At 62.7% G+C, this 19,343-nt stretch carries 15 protein-coding genes and 1 tRNA gene; 13 read left to right on the top strand and 3 right to left on the bottom strand.

From position 1 onward, the window contains the following. Positions 1–46: 46 nt before the first annotated feature. Entirely contained in the window at positions 47–1,873 is a 1,827-nt protein-coding gene (locus A477_RS0106030; protein WP_017198121.1) for a phosphoenolpyruvate carboxykinase (GTP), read from the bottom strand. Positions 1,874–2,157: 284 nt separating this feature from the next. Here A477_RS0106030 and A477_RS0106035 point away from each other — a divergent pair. Beyond that, a tRNA-Arg gene (locus A477_RS0106035) sits at positions 2,158–2,231 on the top strand. Between the two features lie 224 nt (positions 2,232–2,455). On the opposite strand, the gene A477_RS0106040 is transcribed toward A477_RS0106035, so the two are convergent. Beyond that, complete coding sequence (locus tag A477_RS0106040; protein WP_017198122.1) at positions 2,456–3,184, bottom strand: FadR/GntR family transcriptional regulator; 729 nt, start codon at positions 3,182–3,184, stop codon at positions 2,456–2,458. Positions 3,185–3,507: 323 nt separating this feature from the next. Between A477_RS0106040 and A477_RS0106045 the strand changes: the two genes are divergently transcribed. The 12 genes from A477_RS0106045 (at position 3,508) to A477_RS0106100 (ending at position 17,739) form a co-directional block, all read left to right on the top strand. Further along, complete coding sequence (locus A477_RS0106045) at positions 3,508–5,145, top strand: ABC transporter substrate-binding protein (RefSeq protein ID WP_017198123.1); 1,638 nt, start codon at positions 3,508–3,510, stop codon at positions 5,143–5,145. A 101-nt stretch (positions 5,146–5,246) separates the two neighbouring features. Further along, positions 5,247–6,203 (top strand): ABC transporter permease, encoded by a 957-nt coding sequence (locus A477_RS0106050; protein ID WP_011773574.1) that lies wholly within the window; start codon positions 5,247–5,249, stop codon positions 6,201–6,203. Positions 6,204–6,206: 3 nt separating this feature from the next. Next, complete coding sequence (locus tag A477_RS0106055) at positions 6,207–8,318, top strand: dipeptide/oligopeptide/nickel ABC transporter permease/ATP-binding protein (RefSeq protein WP_017198124.1); 2,112 nt, start codon at positions 6,207–6,209, stop codon at positions 8,316–8,318. Next, a complete protein-coding gene (locus A477_RS0106060) occupies positions 8,315–9,121 on the top strand; it encodes an ATP-binding cassette domain-containing protein (protein WP_017198125.1) in 807 nt (268 codons plus the stop codon). Before A477_RS0106055 ends, A477_RS0106060 begins: the two co-directional genes overlap by 4 nt. A gap of 37 nt (positions 9,122–9,158) precedes the next feature. After that, positions 9,159–10,076, top strand: a complete 918-nt coding sequence (locus A477_RS0106065) for a dihydrodipicolinate synthase family protein (protein WP_017198126.1) — start codon at positions 9,159–9,161, stop codon at positions 10,074–10,076. A 5-nt stretch (positions 10,077–10,081) separates the two neighbouring features. Next, complete coding sequence (locus A477_RS0106070) at positions 10,082–11,068, top strand: ROK family protein (RefSeq protein ID WP_017198127.1); 987 nt, start codon at positions 10,082–10,084, stop codon at positions 11,066–11,068. Between the two features lie 10 nt (positions 11,069–11,078). Further along, a complete protein-coding gene (locus A477_RS0106075; protein ID WP_017198128.1) occupies positions 11,079–11,765 on the top strand; it encodes an N-acetylmannosamine-6-phosphate 2-epimerase in 687 nt (228 codons plus the stop codon). Between the two features lie 167 nt (positions 11,766–11,932). Continuing rightward, positions 11,933–13,390, top strand: coding sequence for a dihydrolipoyl dehydrogenase family protein (locus A477_RS0106080; RefSeq protein WP_017198129.1), 1,458 nt, complete (start codon positions 11,933–11,935; stop codon positions 13,388–13,390). Between the two features lie 88 nt (positions 13,391–13,478). Next, the gene (locus tag A477_RS0106085) at positions 13,479–14,270 is read left to right on the top strand and encodes a P-loop NTPase family protein (protein ID WP_017198130.1); all 792 of its coding nucleotides are present in this window, start codon (positions 13,479–13,481) and stop codon (positions 14,268–14,270) included. Further along, entirely contained in the window at positions 14,267–16,303 is a 2,037-nt protein-coding gene (locus A477_RS0106090) for a YhgE/Pip domain-containing protein (RefSeq protein ID WP_017198131.1), read from the top strand. The genes A477_RS0106085 and A477_RS0106090 overlap by 4 nt, the downstream gene beginning before the upstream one ends. Next, positions 16,300–16,959, top strand: coding sequence for a TetR family transcriptional regulator (locus tag A477_RS0106095; protein WP_017198132.1), 660 nt, complete (start codon positions 16,300–16,302; stop codon positions 16,957–16,959). The genes A477_RS0106090 and A477_RS0106095 overlap by 4 nt, the downstream gene beginning before the upstream one ends. A 144-nt stretch (positions 16,960–17,103) precedes the next feature. Further along, positions 17,104–17,739, top strand: coding sequence for a hypothetical protein (locus A477_RS0106100; RefSeq protein WP_237715736.1), 636 nt, complete (start codon positions 17,104–17,106; stop codon positions 17,737–17,739). A 170-nt stretch (positions 17,740–17,909) separates the two neighbouring features. Here A477_RS0106100 and A477_RS0106105 read toward each other — a convergent pair whose 3' ends face one another. Continuing rightward, positions 17,910–19,328: an NAD(P)/FAD-dependent oxidoreductase gene (locus A477_RS0106105; RefSeq protein ID WP_017198133.1), complete on the bottom strand. Its 1,419-nt coding sequence runs from the start codon at positions 19,326–19,328 to the stop codon at positions 17,910–17,912. Positions 19,329–19,343 lie beyond the last annotated feature (15 nt).

The following is a 19,343-nucleotide window of genomic DNA, read 5'->3' on the forward strand; positions in this document are numbered from 1 at the left end:
ACGGGCCGTCGTCGTTCACTTAAGAACGCCGTTGTTCCTAAGAGGTCTAGCCCAGACGGGTCTTGAGACCGTCCAGCTCGGACTGAAGTGCCGCCGGAAGCGACTCGCCGAAGTTTGCGAACCATTCCTCGATGGACGCCAGCTCGGTTGCCCATTCCTCGGGGTCGACACGAACGGCCGACTCAACCTCGGCCGGGGTCATGTCCAGGCCCTCAAGGTCGATGGATTCACCGGTCGGCACGAAACCGATCGGAGTTTCCACGGCGTCAGCCTTGCCCTCGAGGCGCTCGATGGCCCACTTGAGCACACGGGCGTTGTCTCCGAAGCCAGGCCAGGCGAAACCGCCTTCAGCCGTGCGACGGAACCAGTTGACCAGGAAGATCTTGGGCAGACGCTCCGGGTTGGCCTTGGCGGACAGGTTCACCCAGTGGTTCAGGTAATCACCTGCGTCGTAGCCAATAAACGGCAGCATGGCCATTGGGTCGCGGCGGACCACGCCAACGGCGCCGGCGGCAGCAGCCGTGGTTTCGGAGGACAGCGTGGAACCCATGAAGATGCCGTTTGACCAGTCACGGGCCTCGGTGACCAGCGGGATAGTGGTCTTGCGGCGGCCACCGAACAGAATCGCGGACAGTTCCACGCCTTCCGGGCTGAAGTATTCTTCGGCCAGCATGTCGATCTGGTCGATCGGTGTGCAGAAGCGGGAGTTCGGGTGCGCAGCCGGGGCGTCGGAGTCCGGAGTCCAGGACTCACCGCGCCAGTCGGTCAGGTGTGCCGGAGTTTCCTCCGTCATGCCTTCCCACCAGACGCCACCGTCGTCGGTCAGTGCGACGTTGGTAAAGATGCTGTTGCCCTTGGCGATGGCGCGCATGGCATTGGGGTTGGTGCCCCAACCGGTGCCCGGCGCAACGCCGAAGAGGCCGGCTTCAGGGTTGACGGCGCGGAGTTCGCCTTCCTTGCCGAAGCGCATCCACGTGATGTCGTCGCCAAGGGTCTCAACCTTCCAGCCCTTGATGGTGGGATCGAGCAATGCGAGGTTGGTCTTGCCGCAGGCGGACGGGAAAGCGGCGGAGACGTAGTAGGTCTTCTGCTCAGGGGAGGTCAGCTTGAGGATGAGCATGTGCTCGGCCAGCCAGCCTTCGTCGCGGGCCATCACCGAAGCGATGCGCAGCGCGTAGCACTTCTTACCCAGGAGGGCATTGCCACCGTATCCGGAGCCGAAGGACCAGATGGAGCGTTCTTCGGGGAAGTGCACAATCCACTTGTCGGTGTTGCACGGCCATGCGACGTCGGCCTGGCCGGCTTCCAGTGGCGCGCCCAGCGAGTGGAGGGCCGGAACAAAGAAAGCGTCGGTCTGCGTGATGCGGTCCAGGACGTCCGTTCCGATGCGGGCCATGATGCGCATGGAGGCAACAACGTAGGCGGAGTCGGTGATCTCGACGCCAAACTTCGGGTCCTCGGCATCCAGGTGGCCCATGACGAACGGAATGACGTACATGGTGCGGCCTCGCATGGAGCCGGCGAAGAGTCCGCGCAGCTTCTGCTTCATCTCGGCCGGGGCCATCCAGTTGTTGGTGAAGCCTGCGTCGCGCTCGTTCTCGGAGCAGATAAAGGTCTGCTCTTCTACTCGGGCAACGTCGGCAGGGTCAGAGAACGCCGCGAAGGAATTCGGGAACGTTTCCGGGTTCAGCCGCTTCAGCGTTCCGGCCTCGACGAGTTCGTCGGTGAGCTTCTTGTTTTCTGCTTCGCTGCCATCAACCCAGTGGATGCGGTCCGGCTGAGTCAGCTCGGCAACTTCCTCAACCCAGGCCAGCAGGCGTGCATGCGTAGTAGGTGCCTTCTCAAGCAGCGGCAGTCGCGCCAGATCGCCCATTGCGGTTCCCTTCCTCGGGTTCAGTGGTGTGTCCTAAACGATAGGGGCCGCGGACCAGACCAATCCGCTGTCAGACATCGGACATCCCAAGGCGCAGGAGGCCAAAACCGCTAGAAATCAAGGTTTGGCGATTGAGAAAGACGAATTTAAGTGACAAAGGTCACGTAGACCGGTCTAGTTGCGTAGATTACAGCTTTTCGATTTGGAACTTCACATGAACTTCTGTAAAGTTTATTGAGGTTCGAGGGGGTCAGAGAAACAGACCGCCGGGAATCACACGAAATGCGCCCATAGCTCAGCTGGATAGAGCGTCTGTCTACGGAACAGAAGGTCAGGGGTTCGAATCCCTTTGGGCGCACAGATCAAGACCCGCACCGGTTCGCCGGTGCGGGTCTTTTGTTTTCTTGAATGAACCCACCTAAGCAGCAGTTCAGGCCGTTTAGCGGGTTCAGAGCGGGCGTTAGCTGTGACTCAGTTGGGTGAGCCACAGCGGAAGGTGACCCGCACGCAGAAACGCAAGGGCCGCCGTCGTACTTTCCAAAGAAGTACGACGGCGGCCGCTTCCGTTAAGGTCCGGAGCGTTTACTCCCCCACAGCGTCACTGATGCGGCGTCGGATGCCGTCAAAGTGCCGGTTGAGCAGTTCAGAAGCAGAAACCTTGTCGCCGGCAGCGACTGCTGCATAGATGCCGCGGTGCATCGCAGCGGTTTTCGCCAAGTCCTCGTTGCCCGGGCCAATCTCTACGTGGATCTTCCGGTAGACCTTCCAAAAGACACCCATGAGGTTGATCAGGAGCTCGTTGTTGAGGGGCTCGAACAGCCTGCGGTGGAACTCGGCATCAGCGGCGACGAAGTTCTCGCCGGCGGCAGCCAGCTCTTCCATCTGCTTCACGGCTTCTTCGATGGAGGTGAGCTGCTCTTGGGTCATGACATCCATGGAGGAACCAATCAGCCCGGATTCGAGCGCCTGGCGCACATCCACCAGCTGCAAAGCTTCGAGTCCCTGATGGCGCAGCGAAAGCCGGCCGCGGAACGTCAGGCCGTCCGCGAGGGCGTCAAAGTTGCTCGGTGCCACAAACATGCCGAAGCCATGCCGGATCTCAATGACACCCAAGGCTTGAAGCACTTTGAGGGATTCGCGGAGGGTGTTTCGCCCTACGCCAAGCGCGGCAGAGAGCTCACTTTCGGTCGGCAACGGGTCGCCTGCCTCAAGCTCCCGCTCAAGGATCAGTTCCATAATGTCCGACTGCAAGGCGCGCAGCCGGGCCTGCGCGCTGAACCGCGCCTGCGGAACCACACCGGAAGTTGTCATGGCTTCTCCTTGCCGATGCACCTGCCCCGGGCTCCGGCGAAAGCCGGTTTGGGAAACATGTGCGGTGTTAATATTGAAGCGAGCCTAGTGCCCGCCCAAGAATGAGTGACTCGCAACATACAATATCGGATGTCCCACCTCCCCGATAGCTAACAGCCGGGAATTCCCCGAGATTTCCCCCACGGACCGGCCGCAGCCGGCAATTCCTCAGACTCACGGTCTCCAAGCAAGCGTCATTTCTCACTTGACGTTCCGTTGTGACCGCCCTTACAGTTTCACTACGAGCATCGGACGTCCTACATCCGATAACCCACGAAATGCGAATGGTGAGGCACCTTATGAGCAAGACGATCCAAAGCCTGCCGCTGGTCAACGACGCCAGCCGCCGGAACTTCCTGAAGCTAAGCGGCGCAGTTGGTGCAGCAGCCGCCTTCACGGCAACCCTCTCCGCGTGCGGCGGCGCTGCCAGCACCACTACCGGGTCAACTGCCAACACCGCGGCCGTCAATAAGGACCTCATCATTGAGGCAGGCATCTCCTACGCACTGTCCACCGGTTTCGATCCCCTGAGTTCGTCCGGAGCCACACCGATGGCAGCGAACCTGCACATCTTCGAAGGCCTCATTGAACTCCACCCGGCCACGCGTCAGCCCTACAACGCCCTGGCAGCTACGGATCCCATAAAGGTCAACGACACCACCTACCGGGTGACCATCCGCGACGGTGCCAAGTTCCACGACGGCTCCCCCGTCACCACCGAAGACGTCGCTTTCTCCTTCACGCGCGTCATGGATCCGGCGAACAAGTCACTGTTCTCCCAGTTCATTCCCTTCATCCAGGACGTCAAGCCGCTCGATGCCAAGACAGTGGAGTTCACGCTCAAGTACGCTTTCCCCGGCTTCGGACCGCGCATCTCCGTAGTGAAGATTGTCCCCAAAGCACTCGCCACCGATCTAAAAGCCTTCGACGCCGCACCCGTTGGCTCCGGCCCTTACAAGCTTGTCTCAGCGGTCAAGGACGACAAGATCGTCTTCGAAGCATTTGCCGATTACAACGGTCCCAAACCTGCACTGGCCAAGGGCATGACCTGGCTGCTGCTCTCGGACGCCGCAGCCCGCGTTACCGCAGTCCAATCCGGCCGCGTCCAAGCGATCGAAGACGTTCCCTACCTGGACGTCGACGGTCTGAAGTCCAAGGTCAAGGTTGAATCCGTCCAGTCCTTCGGGCTGTTGTTCCTCATGTTCAACTGCGCCAAGGCCCCGTTCGACAACAAGCTTGTCCGGCAGGCACTTCACTACGGCATGGACAAGGAATCCATCATCAAGAAGGCCCTGTTCGGCAACGCCAAGGCCGCGACTTCCTACTTCCAGGAAGGCCATCCGGACTACGTCAAGGCCAAGAACGTCTACGGTTTCGATACTTCCAAAGCCGAGGAACTGCTGAAGCAGGCGGGCGTCACCAACCTTGAGTTCGAGCTCCTCACCACGGACACCGCCTGGGTCAAGGACGTCGCCCCGTTGATCCTCGAATCCTGGAACAAGATCCCGGGCGTCAAGGTCACCGTCAAGAGCCTTCAGTCCGGCGCTTTGTACAGCGACCGCGTTGGCAAGGGCGACTTCTCCGTGGTGGCGGCACCGGGCGACCCCTCGGTGTTTGGCAACGATGCAGACCTTCTTCTGAGCTGGTTCTACTCGGGTGCGACCTGGATGGACAAGCGCGCCTTTTGGACCACCCCGGAGCGCACCCGCCTGCAGGAACTCATGAACAAGGGCTCGCAGGCTTCCGGTGACGAGGCCAAGAAGATCGTCGGCGAAATCGTGGACATGGTCTCGGACGAAGTCCCGCTATATCCGGTCTTCCACCGCCAGTTGCCCAGCGCCTGGGACGAGAAGAAGCTCAACGGTTTCCAGCCCCTGCCCACCACCGGCCTGTCGTTCATCGACGTCGGACGAACTGCCTAAGCACCCTTCGAGTTGTGAGGCCTGCTCTGCGGCCTGAATCCCTCAAATAGCCCGCAGAGCAGGCCCCGCAACCAGCAGCACCCAACCAACCGGAGAACAAATTGGTCACGATATTGCGTCTGCTTGGCCGCAGACTTGCAGCATTGCCATTGATGATCCTGGGCATCACGTTGCTCGTCTTCCTCGTCCTGCAGGCCGCTCCCGGCGACCAGGCAAGCTCGGCCCTCGGCGACGGTGCCAGTGAAGAAGCGAAGCAACAGTACCGCCAGGAAAATGGCCTCAACGATTCCCTGGTCTTGCAGTACTTCCGATTCCTCGGCAAGCTCCTGCAGTTCGACCTCGGCGTCACTACCCCGCCGGCCAAGTCGGTGGCTTCCATGATTGGCTCGGCGTTCCCCCTGACGTTGCAGCTCACCTTCCTGGGAGTCCTCATCGCGATAGTGCTCTCGCTCGCGTTCGGCATCCTCGGCGCCCTCTACCGCGACAAGTGGCAGGACCAGTTGGTCCGGGTCTTCTCCATAGCCGCGATCGCCACGCCGTCGTTTTGGCTGGGCATCCTCCTCATCCAGTGGTTCGCTCTCGGAGCCAACCCGATGTTCCCCTCAGGCGGAATTGCGACGCCGGAGTCCGGCTTCGGCGGTTGGCTCAATTCGATGGCCCTCCCGGCTTTGGCGCTCGGCATCCCTGTGTCAGCGTCGCTGATCCGCGTGGTCCGTACCTCCATGGTTGAAGAGCTGGACCGCGACTATGTCCGCACCGCTATCGGGAACGGCGTCCCCTACCGCGAAGTGGTTTCAAAGAATGTCCTCCGCAACGCGCTCGTCACCCCGGTGACCGTGCTAGGACTCCGCGTGGGCTACTTGCTGGGTGGCGCCGTCGTGATTGAAATGATCTTTGCCCTGCCCGGCATGGGCCAGCTGATCCTCAACGGCATCACCAACCTGGACGTCAACCTGGTCCAGGGTGTGGTGCTCACCATCTCCGTCACCTTCGTTCTGGTGAACATCGTGGTGGACCTTCTCTACCTGCTCATCAACCCCCGAATCAGGACGGTATAGCTCATGCGCAGCAAGCTCGCAGAACGGCTAAGTGCCCCGGGCATTCGTTTCAAGGCCCTGCCCTGGGGCTCCCGCATCGCCCTGCTCTTCCTCATCATGATTGTCCTGGCGGCCATCTTCGCACCGGTCATCGCCCCGCACGATCCGCTGGAGACCTTCATTCCGGCCACGCCCCCTGGCGCTGAGCACTTCTTCGGCACCGACCGGCTGGGCCGCGACATCTTCTCGCGACTCCTCTTCGGTGCACAGTCGTCGCTCTTGATCGGCCTCGGCGCGGTTGCGCTGGCCATCCTTGCCGGCGCGCTCCTCGGTTCCTTTGCCGCGACGTCAAGCAAGTCCGTAAATGAGATCATCATGCGGCTCATGGACATCCTCATGGCATTCCCCGGCATCGCGTTGGCTGCCGTGTTGCTGGCCGCATTCGGCAACTCGGTTCCGACGATCATCATCGCGATCGCCATCATCTACACTCCCCAACTGGCACGCGTGGTCCGCGCCAACGTGCTGGCCCAGTACGGCGAAGACTACGTCCGTGCCGAACGCGTGATTGGTGCCGGCCGTTTCTACATCCTGGTCAAACACATCGTCCGTAACACCGCAGCTCCTGTGCTGGTGTTCGCCACGGTCATGGTTGCCGACGCCATCATCCTCGAAGCCTCGCTCTCTTTCCTGGGCGCCGGTGTTCAGGATCCTGCGCCATCGTGGGGCAACGTGATTTCCTACGGCCGCAACCTGGTCCTGTCCGGCGGTTGGTGGGCCACAACGTTCGCCGGTGTGACCATCCTGCTGACCGTACTGTCCCTGAACATCCTGGCCGAGGGCCTCACCGACGCCATGGTGAACCCGAAGCTGCGCCGGGCACCGGTGGTGAAGGACGACGACGGCTCCACCGCAGTCCTGGCCGTGGACACCGAGGTTGCAACGTCCGTAGCCCAGCCTTCCGTGGTTGAGGAACACGAGCTCGACGGCGTCCCCGGGGCTTCCGGCGCCACCGTCACTTCTGACGTCGGCACTTCAGCCGTCCTCACTGATGTGAAGCTGGCCGCCGCCAACCCGCACCTCCTGTTAGACCGCGAACTGGAACTTCTGGCAGCCATCGAAGCTAAGCGCACCGACCGACTCCCGCAGGTATCTCCCGGTACCCGCAACGTTCTGGAAGTGAAGAACCTGTCCATCCGCTTCCCGGGCCGCTTCGGTGACATCGCGATCGTGGACAACGTCTCCTTCACAGTCCGCGAAGGAGAAACCATGGGCTTGGTTGGCGAATCCGGCTGCGGTAAATCCATCACCTCCTTGGCTGTCATGGGCCTGCTGCCCAAGACCGCCCAGGTCACCGGCTCCATCAAGTTCGATGGCAAGGAACTTCTGGACGCGAAGACCCAGCACAGCAACCCCAAGGCCTACGAAGGCCTGCGCGGCGAACAAATTGCCATGGTCTACCAAGATGCGCTCAGCTCGCTGAATCCGTCCATGAAGATCAAGGACCAGATGGAGCAGCTCACCAAGCGCGGAGGCCGCAAGACTCCCGCCGAGCTGCTGGAAATGGTGAAGCTTGACCCCGTCCGGACGCTCGCCAGCTACCCGCACGAGCTCTCCGGAGGCCAGCGCCAGCGTGTGCTGATTGCCATGGCCTTGTCCCGTTCGCCAAAGATCGTTGTTGCCGACGAGCCCACCACTGCCCTGGATGTCACCGTCCAGAAGCAGGTAGTGGATTTGCTCAACGAACTGCGTGAGCAGCTCGGGTTCGCCATGGTCTTCGTCAGCCACGACCTCGCCCTGGTGGCCTCGCTGGCGCACCGCATCACGGTCATGTATGCCGGCCAAGTGGTGGAATCCGCACAGGCTTCCGAGCTCCTGCGAAACCCCAAGCACGAGTACACCCGCGGGCTGCTCGGTGCCGTCCTCTCCATCGAGGCCGACGCCATCCGCCTGCACCAGATCCCCGGCACCGTCCCCTCCCCACGGGACTTCGCCACGGGAGACCGGTTCGCCGCACGTTCGCTGCGCGCCGACGCAGACCCGAAGCAGAAGCTGGTCCTCACCACCGTTGCCTCCGCAAACGGCGATGATGCCGACCACTACTGGGCCAGCCACTTGAAGGAGGACGCGAAATGAGCGAATCAACCGGAAAGCCGGTCATCGAGCTCAAGGACGTCAAGGTCTACCACCACGCGCGGACCGGTGGCCTCTTCCGGCCGAACATCGTCAAAGCCGTGGATGGTGTGGACTTCACCATCAGCCGCGGCGAAACCGTGGGCATCGTCGGTGAGTCCGGCTGCGGCAAGTCCACACTCGCGTCTGTGCTCGTGGGACTTCAGCCGCCGACGTCGGGCAAGGTTTTGTTCCACGGAAAGCCGGCCATCAAGCGGAACGCGGCCATGCGCAAGCAGTTCGGCCGCTCAGTCTCCGTGGTCTTCCAGGACCCGGCGACGGCGCTGAACCCGCGCATGACCATCCAGGACATCCTCACAGATCCGCTGCAGATCCACGGCATCGGCAACGCTTCCTCCCGCGCTGCCAAGGTCAAGGAACTGTTGGCGCTGGTGGGTTTGCCCCAATCGGCGGCCGAAGTGACGCCGTCGCAGGTTTCCGGCGGCCAGCGACAGCGTGTGGCGATCGCCCGCGCGTTGGCTTTGGACCCGGACATCATCGTGGCTGACGAGCCGACGTCGGCCCTGGACGTTTCCGTCCGCGCGCAGGTCCTGAACCTGCTGTCCGACCTGAAGACCCAGTTGAACCTGGGCATGGTGTTCATCTCTCACGACATCCAGACCGTCCGCTACGTCTCTGACCGCATCTGCGTCATGTACTTCGGCAAAATCGTCGAGCAAGGCACAGCCACCCAGGTCTTCGACAACCCCAGCAACGACTACACCAAGAAGCTGCTGGGCGCCGCGCCGAGCCTGCTCCACATCTAGTTTTTCCCTTCACAAGCTACAAACAACGGAGAATTCTGTGTCCACTCAGTTCCAGGGCGTCATCCCCCCGGTCATCACCCCCCGCCACGCAGACGGCAGCATCGACACCGCGTCGCTGAAAAACGTCACCAAGCACCTGATCGACGGCGGTGTGTCCGGCCTTTTCGTCCTGGGCTCCTCCGGCGAAGTCCCCTACCTGACCAACGACGAGCGTGAGCTGGTGGTCTCCACCATCGCCGATGCCAACGCCGGAGCTGTCCCGTTGATCGTGGGCGCCAACGAGCAAACCACCAACCGCGTGATCGAAGAGGCCCGCAAGGTGGTTGACCTCGGTGCTGACGCGATCGTAGTCACCTCCATGTACTACGCGATCGGCAATGCCGCAGAGACCGAAACGCACTTCCGCAGCATTCACGCCGCTATCGAGAAGCCGATCTTCGCCTACGACGTCCCGGTCCGCACGCACTTCAAGCTGCCCACCGACCTCCTGGTCCGCCTCGGCCGCGATGGCGTCATTGCCGGCGTCAAGGACTCCTCCGGCGACGACGTTTCTTTCCGCCAGCTGCTGCTCGCCGCTAAGGACATCCCAAACTTCGACATCTTCACCGGTCACGAAGTTGTGGTGGACGGCGCACTCCTGGGCGGCGCGCAGGGCGTTGTTCCGGGCCTTGGCAACGTCGATCCGGCCGGTTACCGCCGCCTGTTCGATGCCGCGAATGCCGGCGACTGGGCTCTCGCGGCAAGGGAGCAGGACCGCTTGGCGGACGTCTTCGAGATCGTGTACACCCCCAACGGTCGCGTCTCCGGTGGCGCCGCTGGTCTGGGTGCGTTCAAGACGGCACTGCAGGTGATGGGTGTCATCGAGTCCAACACCATGAGCTCGCCGATGCTTTCCTTGAACGATTCCGAGACTGCAGCGATTCGCGAAATCCTGGAGCGGAACGGGCTGGTCTAAGCTTCATGACCCACGTGATCGGCGTTGACCTCGGCGGCACCAAGACTGCCGCCGGGGTTGTTTCCCCTGCAGGTGAAGTGCTCATGTCGGAGACCTTCCCGACGTTGAACCGGGCCGGTGGCGAAGCCATCCTCGACGCCACCGCTGCGCTGATCGCGGGCTTGGTAGAGCGCGCTGCCGACGCCGGAATCTCGGTTTCCGGCGTCGGTATCGGCTCCGCCGGGGTCATCGACGCTTCTTCCGGGGCTGTCTTGTCTGCGACGGATGCGATTCATGATTGGGCCGGAACTGAGCTTGTTTCGGGCTTGTCCTCGCGGCTTTCGCTCGCTCCTTCGATGGTCCGTGCCGTCAACGACGTCCACGCCCACGCCCTCGGCGAAGCTTGGCTGGGCGCTGCTGCGGGATCCTCGAGTTCGCTCATGGTGGCCTTCGGGACCGGAGTCGGCGGCAGTTTCGTGCTGGATGGTTCCCCGGTTTTGGGTCACCGCTTTGTTGGCGGGCATGTGGGGCACTTTGCTTCTCCATACGCCGCTTTTGAAGGGTCGCCGCTGCCCTGCGTGTGTGGCGGTTCCGGGCACGTTGAGGCGATTGCTTCCGGCCCTGCCCTTTATGAGGCGTTCCTGCGGTTTGGGGGTTCTACCCTGGATGCGGCGGACTCCCGGGGCGTGTTTGCGCTGGCGACTTCTGCAACTGACGGGCTCGACGGCGGTGCTGGCGCAGCCTTTGCGGACAGCCGCGCCGCCGCACTGCGTGCCATCGAGGTTGCGGCAGCAGCAGCGGGCCAAGCCGTGGGCGGACTCATCAATATCCTCGACCCCGAAACCGTGGTGATCTCCGGTGGCTTGGCCGACGCCGGCGAGCTCTGGTGGAAGCCCATGGAGTTCGCCTTGCGTCAGGAACTCCTGGCTCCGTTGGTTTCCGTGCCAGTTGTCCGGGCAACTCTCGGCAACACCGCTGCCATTGTCGGCGCCGCAAAACTCGTCCTTAAGTAAGGGAGACATCATGATTCTCACCCCCGAAGGCCTCGAAGCGTTACGCTCCCAGTTGATCGTCTCTTGCCAGGCCTATCCCGGGGAGCCCATGCGCGATCCCCGGACAACCGCCCAAGTGGCCGCGTCAGCGGTCATTGGCGGGGCTGCGGCGATCCGCGTCCAAGGGTTGGCCGACGTGCAGTTCACGCGCACCGCCGTCGAGGTTCCTGTCATTGGCCTCTGGAAGGACGGCCACGACGGCGTCTTCATCACCCCCACGCTCTGTCATGCTTTGGCCGTCGCGAATGCCGGCGCGCATGTTGTAGCGATCGATGGAACGCGGCGTGCCCGCCCGGATGGGCTTACCCTGACTGCGACCGTGGCCGGAATTCACGCGGAATCGCACGCTTTGGTCATGGCTGATTGTGGCTCGTTCGATGACGCCTTGGCAGCCGTGGAGGCCGGAGCTGACCTCATTGGCACCACATTGTCCGGTTACACCGGCGAGCGCCCCAAGACGGAGGGCCCGGACTTGCCGCTCTTGGAGCAGATCGCTTCCGCTGAGTTGGGTAAGCCGCTCATAGCGGAAGGCCGCATCCATACCCCGGCCCAAGCGCGGCAAGCCCTCGACGCCGGCGCCTTTGCTGTGGTGGTGGGCACCGCCATCACCCACCCGGCCAGCATCACCGGCTGGTTCAAGGGCGCGATGCACGCCTAGCCACGCGTTGCGGGGCCCGCTCTGCACCCTAAAACCCACGCAAACCCTGCAAAACGGGCCTCACAACAAAGGGGCACAACTTGCGGGGCCCGCTCTGCACCCTAAAACCCACGCAAACCCTGCAAAACAGGCCTCACAACGCTTAGGGAGCGGCGTAGGCTTTCCCCATGACTGCCGAGAGCTCCCGGGAATTCGACGTAATCGTGATCGGCGCGGGCGCCGTAGGGGAAAACGTGGCGGACCGGGTGGTTCGCGGCGGCCTGACGGCGGTGATTGTCGAGAGCGAATTGGTGGGTGGTGAGTGCTCTTACTGGGCGTGCATCCCGTCCAAGGCGCTCCTCCGTCCGGGGAGTGTGCTCCACGCTGCCCAAGTGGTGCCGGGAGCGAAGGAAGCGATCACGGGAACGATTGATGCCGAGGCCGCACTGAAGCATCGGGATTGGTTCACCAACAATTGGCAGGACGGCAGCCAGGTTGAATGGCTGGACAGCGCAGGCATTGAGTTGATCCGTGGACGCGGCCGCGTTACAGGCCCGCGCGAGGTCCAGGTGGAGGGGCTCGACGGCAACAGCTACGCACTGAAGGCCCATCATGCCGTGGTGATCGCGACAGGTTCAACCCCTACCATTCCGGACATCAAAGGCTTGAAAGACATACCCGCCTGGACAACCCGCGGCGCCACGGCGGCAAAGGAAATTCCCAAGCGTCTTGTGGTGCTCGGCGGCGGTGTGGCGGGCGTGGAAATGGCGCAGGCATTCGCCCGGCTCGGTTCGGATGTCACGTTGATCGCCCGCGGCCGCTTGCTGAGCAGCTACCCGGAGGAAGCTGCAAATCTGGTCCTGGCAGGGCTTCGGGCCGACGGCGTCGCTGTGCATCTGCACACCGACGTGAAGAAAACGCAGAAGAACGACGACGGCACAGTGACGGTCACGTTCGACGACAAAACCGCCACCGCCGACAAACTACTGGTCGCGTCCGGACGGCACCCCGCTTTGGCCAATCTGGGCCTGGAAAATGTGGGAGTCGAAGCACAGGACGGCAAGCCCCTCCAGCTCACAACCGATGCCAGCGGACTCGTCGAGGGCCCGGCCAGCGACGGCACCAGTGGGCTTTGGCTCTACGCCGCCGGGGATGCCGCTGGCAAAGTGCTGTTGACCCATCAGGGAAAGTACGAGGCCCGCGCCACGGGCGATGCGATCGTCGCGCGGGCAACCGGCAAACTCACCGGCACCCCGAAACCATGGAGCCCATGGGCCCACACGGCGAACGACCATGCCGTCCCCAGCGTTGTCTTCACCGATCCCGAAGTGGCATCGGTGGGCCCAAGCCTTGAGCAGGCACTCTTGCAAGGCAGGAACGTCACCGGCGTGGAACTTCCCATCGACGTGTCCGGCTCCCAATTGCACTCTCCCGACTACAAAGGCTGGGCGCAGCTAGTGGTGGATGAGGACCGGAAAGTGATCCTGGGCGCTACCTTCGTAGGCCCCGGCGTCGCCGAGCTCCTCCACTCTGCAACCATCGCGATCGTGGGCGAAGTCCCATTGGACCGCCTCTGGCACGCAGTTCCGTCCTATCCGACCATCAGTGAAGTATGGCTGCGGCTCCTGGAGAAGTACGGCCTCTGAAAAGTACGAGCTCCAAAAGCTCTATTTGAACTGACCGGTCAGTTTAGTTAGACTTTCAGCAGACACCATTTCTGCGAAAGGCTTCATTGTGCTGTCCGTACAGCAACTCCAGATCAACGGCCGCCGGGACGATCTCCTCCCGGCAACATCACTCCAAGTCCGGCGCGGCGAACTCCTGCTCGTGGCCGGAGAGGGCCAGGACCAGCGGACCGCTTTGGCTTTGGCTCTGAGCGGCCGCATGAAGCCAAGCGACGGCATCCTGAGCTGGGACAACACCACCAAGACCAAAAAGATCCGCCTCGCAAGCGCCTTGGTGGACTCCCCGGGCGTCAACGAACCCGAGCAGCACCTGAGTGTCCGCGATCTGGTTACCGAAGACCTCTCCCTCATCCCTCGCCGTTACCGTGGCGCCCTCCTGAGCAAGCCCTGGCTGAAGGTCAACAGCTTCGAGGACATCGCCGGACTCTGGATAGAACAAATTCCGGCCGCCCGCCGGCTCGAACTTCTCACCGCGCTTGCCCTGGCAGATCCGGCCACCGATCTCCTTGTTGTCGACTCCCCGGATCGCCACAGTGCCGATCCCGAGGCTTGGTTGCCCCGGCTTCAGGCATTGGCGTCCGACGCCGGGCGGCCCCTTGCCGTCGTCGCCGTCGTGGGTGCCCTCCCGGAGAACTGGACCGGCCCCGCTGCGGTGATCGGCAACTCCGTCTCGCATCCACCTGAACCGGAAGCGGAACCCGCCCCCGCCCACATCAAGCCAGGCCAGGCCAAGCACGCGGCCGAGCCGGCAGCGGAAGCACCCCACAAGCCTGAAACCTCCGCAGCGACCACAGCAGCTGCCAAAACTGAATCCGAAAACCTTCAAAGGACTGCAAAGTGACTGTTCTGCGGCTCGCCCGCTCCGAACTCAAGCGCATGACCGGCGGGCTCCTGCCCAAGCTGACCATCCTCGCCCTGACCATGGTCCCGCTGCTCTACGGCGCCGTGTACCTGTACGCGAACTGGGACCCGTACGGCAACCTGAACCAGATCGACGCCGCCTTGGTGGTGGAGGACACGGGAGCAACGTCGTCGGACGGTACTGAGCTGCAGGCCGGCAGGAAGGTGGCCGACAGCTTGGTTGAAGGCCACGTCTTCAACTGGAAGCAGGTGTCCAGCGCGGAGGACGCAGACGCGGGTGTTCGTACGGGTGAATACGCCTTCGCGTTGCGCATTCCCAAGGATTTCTCCGCCAACTTGGTCTCGCCCGGCAGCTTCGACGCCGCCAACCAGGCCATGCTGCACGTCACCACCAACGACGCCAACAACTACCTCCTGAGCACCATCGTGGACAAGCTCACAACAGCCGTACATTCAACGGTGGCCAAGGAAGTGGGCGAGGAAACAGCCAACCAGCTCCTCACCGGTTTCGGCACCATCCATGCCTCCATCGTGAAGGCTGCTGATGGCGCGTCGGAACTGGCCACTGGCGTCGGGAAACTCAGCGACGGCGCCGCGACACTCCACAGCGGCACCACCCAACTGGTCACAGGCGCCGACCAACTCGTGGCCGGACAGACCCAGTTGCGGGACGGCGCGGCACAACTGAACACCGGTGCCGGGCAGCTAAGTTCGGGACTGACCGAGCTCAAGAACGAAACCGCTACCCTACCAACTGATTCGCAGAAACTCGCCGACGGCGCAGCACAAGTAGCCGCAGGAAACGCCGAGCTGAACGCGAAAGTCCAGGACGTCGTCGGGCAGCTCGAAGCGGCGGACAAAGGCCTCCGCAACCGTGTGGTGGAATCGAACGCACGACTGGTGACTGCGGGTGTCCTGACTCAGGAGCAGGCCGACAAGGTCCTGGCGGACTTTGACGCCGCCGCAGCATCGAGCCCGGTAACGGACGCGAAGACCAAGATCACTGGTGATGCTGCCAAGATCCAGCAGCTATCGGACGGTTCAGCTGCCGTCAGTGCCGGAGCATCCAAGCTCGCCGCCGCGACACCAGCCCTGACCGACGCGATCTCGAAGGCTGCCGACGGAGCCGGACAGCTGAGCACCGGCGCATCAACGTTGGCCGCCGGGCAGCAAACCGCCCTGGACGGGGCCGCCAAGCTCGACGACGGCGCTCGCCAACTGGACAGCGGCGCCAGCCAGCTCGCCAGCGGCGGAGTCACAGCCTCCGACGGCGCCCACACCCTGGCCACCGAGCTCGCCAAAGGCGCGGGAGACATCCCCAACCCAAACGATGAACAGAAGAGCAGCGTGTCCAAGGTGATCGCGGATCCAGTGGCGGTGGACAACGTTTCCCAGGCTAAGGCAGGTTCCTATGGCGCCGGGCTGGCACCATTCTTCCTGACCCTCGCACTGTGGATCGGCGTATTCATGCTGGTCCAAGCCATGCGACCCATCACCCAACGGGCCCTCGCCTCTAACGCCCCCGCGTGGAAAATCGCCGTCGGAGGCTGGCTGCCATTCTTCGTGGTCTCCGTGCTGCAGGCCACCATCCTCACCCTCGTGGTGAATCTCGGCCTGGGCCTGAACCCTGCGCACCCCATAGGGATGTGGCTGTTCATGCTCGCCGCAGTGATGGCGTTCAGCGCGATCATCCAAGGCATCGTGGCGCTCATGGGAACGCCCGGAAAGTTCGTGGTGCTGATCCTGCTGGTCCTGCAGCTCGTGTCCTCAGGCGGTACGTTCCCGTGGCAGACCACGCCGATGCCGCTCCATGTTGTTCACGAGGTCCTGCCTATGGGATACGTGGTGACCGGCATGAGGCACCTGATCTACGGAGGTGAGCTCAGCATGATCTGGCCCACCGTACTTGGCCTGCTTGGATACACTTTGCTGGGAGCGGCACTATCAACGCTCGCCGTCCGCAAGCACAAGATGTGGACCCTTAAGACGCTGAAGCCGGAGATCGCAGTATGAACACCATGGAGCCGGTTCCTTTCCAGGCAGATTCGCGGGCGGAAGAACACGGCCCCGCGGAGAAGAAACTTCGTCCCGGCCGCACTAACGCCACTAAGCAACGCCTGTTCGAAGCCTCCATGGAGCTGATCGGCGAGCGCGGCGCTGCGGGCGTGACCGTGGATGAAATCGCGGCCGCCGCCGGGGTGTCCAAGGGGACTGTCTATTACAACTTCGGCAGCAAGTCCGACCTCATCGCGCAGCTCTTGCGGCACGGTGTGGACATCATGCTGGTCCGGCTCCAGGATGTCCGTGGACAGGCCAACGACCCCCTGGAATCCATGACCAACATGGTGGGGCAGGCTATGGAGTTTATGGACGATTACCCCTCCTTCGCCCGCCTGTGGGTCAGTGAAAACTGGCGCACTCCCGGCGAATGGAGTGCCGTGTTTGCCGAGCTTCGCGCTGAGCTCCTGGCCGTGATTGGTTCGGCCGTCGAGAGCGTCGCGTCCGGGTACAAGGTTGACGAGAGCATTGCCCGGGGGTCCCTGGAGGCGGCGATTTTCGGAGCGATTTTCGTGGTTGGCCTCGACCGGCAGACGTACAACCCTGAGCGCACCCGCGAGCAGAGCGTCGCAGCCGTCATGACCATCATGCATGGGTACGTCATCAAGTAGCCCTACCTAGCCCGTTGTGAGGCCCACTCTGCAGGTTCTTATTGGCTCTTAGCGTGCAGAGCGGGCCCCGCAACGGTATCCAACTGCAATGTACGACGGCGTGGCGTGGCCACCTGGTCGGCGATGATTAACCTCATGCGTCACATGGGGAACAGTGGGAAGCTTGCGGTGGTGTCCGCGTTCGTCTCCCTCGGGCTATTGGTTCTGGCCGCTGTGGTGCTTGAGGAACTGGTGTTGTACCTTTTCCTGGGTTCCGTGCTGATCTGCTACTTGGCGTCCATCGTGCAGGTCTTCAACCGGCGACGCTACTTAGTGGTCCTCCTCGGCGCAGCGGGGACCAGCCTTTTCATCGGTTGCAGCATCGCCTTCCTGCGAATGTGGGGCATCGCGTTCAATCAGGACGCCAACGCCTTGGGCAGTGCCGTGAGCACCCAGGATTCAGATATCTACTTCTACTTGGCCGCCGTGGCAGGGTTTGGGACGCTGGGCGTGCTTTTCCTGGGTGCTGTTGTGCCATCGTTCGGTTCGCGAACTGCAGCTCCCGTTCGACCGCGTCCGGCTGTTCAGCGCACCCCTTCACCCCGCAAACCTGCTCCGCGTGCAGGAACCCCCACCAAGCGCCCTGCTGCTACGGTCCCGCGGTCGTCCGGCGCAGCGAAGGCCCCCAGTGCAGCGAAGGCCCCTGCCGTGAAGCGTCCCACTTCCCGTACACCAACCACGGCAGCCAAGCGTCCGGCGTCGAGCGCTTCCACCCCACGAAAGCCAGCCCCCAAACGCTAGCTCACCCAACCAACCCTGCATTGCGAGGCCCGCTCTACACGCTTCCACGAGATCTAAACGTGCAAAGCAGGCCCCACAACGAACCAACCCTGCATTGCGAGGCCCGCTCTACACGCTTCCACGAGATCTAAACGTGCAAAGCAGGCCCCACAACGAACCAACCGGGCGGGTCAGGAGTCAAAGCCCAACCCGACGGCGTCGAGCGCTTTGAGGATCAGGTTCCGTTTTCCCTGATTGTGGTCGGCGCGGTCCATGGACCAGCGCGTCAGGTTGATGCCCAGGGAAGCCAGGGGCTCAGGAGGGAACGGCAAAGGGCGCTTCCGGACCATTTCCACCCGGGTGCGTTCGGTATCCAGGCCGGCCAGGAGATCCAACAGGACGTCGGCGGCAAATGCCGTGGCACCCACGCCAAGTCCGGTGAAACCTGCCGCGTACGCCACCCGTCCCTTCCGCGCCGTACCGAAGAACGCGCAAAACTGCGTGCTGGAATCAATAGGTCCGGCCCACTTGTGCGTGAACTTCAGCCCTTCCAACTGCGGGAAAGTCGTGAAGAAGTGCGAGGCGATCTTCTCCCACGTCGCGGGCTGGTGCTCGTGCCGCTGGTCCACCCGCCGACCCCAGAAGTAGAGGGCGTCATAGCCACCGAACAGGATCCTGTGGTCCTTGGTCATGCGGTAGTAGTGGAATTGATTCGCAACATCCCCAATCCCCTGGCGTCGGGACCAGCCGATGGACTCCAACTGTTCCGCGCTAAGCGGCTCGGTCATCAGCGCGTAGTCATACACGGGCACCGTCATCAGCTGGTTCCGTTTGAGCAGTGACGGAAACACGTTGGTACCCAGGACCACGTTGTCCGCTTCAACGTTGCCTCGTTCCGTAACAACGGTGACGCCCTGTTCGTGGTCCTTCAGCTCGCGCACACGGGTGTCCTCGTAGATCACCACGCCGAGCTCTGTTGCCACCCGGGCCAGCTCAAGTCCCAGTTTGTAAGGGTGGACCATCGCCACGGAGTCTTTATGCCAGCGGCCTGCCAGGTAGGTGGGCGAGTTGACCTCTGCCCGCACGGCTTCCTGGTCCAGGAAGACGCTGCCGGGGCTGTCGTCCTCCCGGAGCCAAGCCACCTGGTGTGGTTCCACGGCAACGTTGAGCTCGCCGGTGCGCTCCCATTCGCAGTCCATGCCGTACTTTTCAATGGCTTCCTGCATACGATCCAGGTTCTCCATGCCTAATCGATCGAGCGTTTCCAATTCATCAGGCCAGCGGTTCTTGCCATTCTCGTGGCCGTGGGTGAGGCTCGCCTCGCAGAAACCGCCGTTGCGTCCCGAAGCCGCCCATGCCACCCGCTCCCCTTCCAGCAGGATCACCGTCCGGCCAGGATCGCGTTCCTTGGCGCGCAGCGCCGTCCACAATCCGGTATAGCCGGCACCGACGATCACGAGGTCCGCGGCAGCATCGCCGTCAAGCCGTGGATAGCGCGTGGCTGAGTCCTTGAGGTGGTCGATCCAGAACGGCCGGTGGGCGGCGCCCTCCAGCGCACGGGATACGACGGCGGCCTGCGGGACATTCCGTTCGAAAACGGTGGTATTCACGGGAATTTCTCCTAC

Source organism: Arthrobacter sp. M2012083 (assembly GCF_000281065.1).
Taxonomy (GTDB): domain Bacteria; phylum Actinomycetota; class Actinomycetes; order Actinomycetales; family Micrococcaceae; genus Arthrobacter.

Coding starts and splice junctions, on each gene's coding strand:
- A477_RS0106030 (WP_017198121.1), bottom strand. CDS start 1,873: ATGGGCGATCTGGCGCGACTGCCGCTGCTTGAGAAGGCACCTACTACG.
- A477_RS0106040 (WP_017198122.1), bottom strand. CDS start 3,184: ATGACAACTTCCGGTGTGGTTCCGCAGGCGCGGTTCAGCGCGCAGGCC.
- A477_RS0106045 (WP_017198123.1), top strand. CDS start 3,508: ATGGTGAGGCACCTTATGAGCAAGACGATCCAAAGCCTGCCGCTGGTC.
- A477_RS0106055 (WP_017198124.1), top strand. CDS start 6,207: ATGCGCAGCAAGCTCGCAGAACGGCTAAGTGCCCCGGGCATTCGTTTC.
- A477_RS0106060 (WP_017198125.1), top strand. CDS start 8,315: ATGAGCGAATCAACCGGAAAGCCGGTCATCGAGCTCAAGGACGTCAAG.
- A477_RS0106070 (WP_017198127.1), top strand. CDS start 10,082: ATGACCCACGTGATCGGCGTTGACCTCGGCGGCACCAAGACTGCCGCC.
- A477_RS0106075 (WP_017198128.1), top strand. CDS start 11,079: ATGATTCTCACCCCCGAAGGCCTCGAAGCGTTACGCTCCCAGTTGATC.
- A477_RS0106080 (WP_017198129.1), top strand. CDS start 11,933: ATGACTGCCGAGAGCTCCCGGGAATTCGACGTAATCGTGATCGGCGCG.
- A477_RS0106095 (WP_017198132.1), top strand. CDS start 16,300: ATGAACACCATGGAGCCGGTTCCTTTCCAGGCAGATTCGCGGGCGGAA.
- A477_RS0106100 (WP_237715736.1), top strand. CDS start 17,104: ATGGGGAACAGTGGGAAGCTTGCGGTGGTGTCCGCGTTCGTCTCCCTC.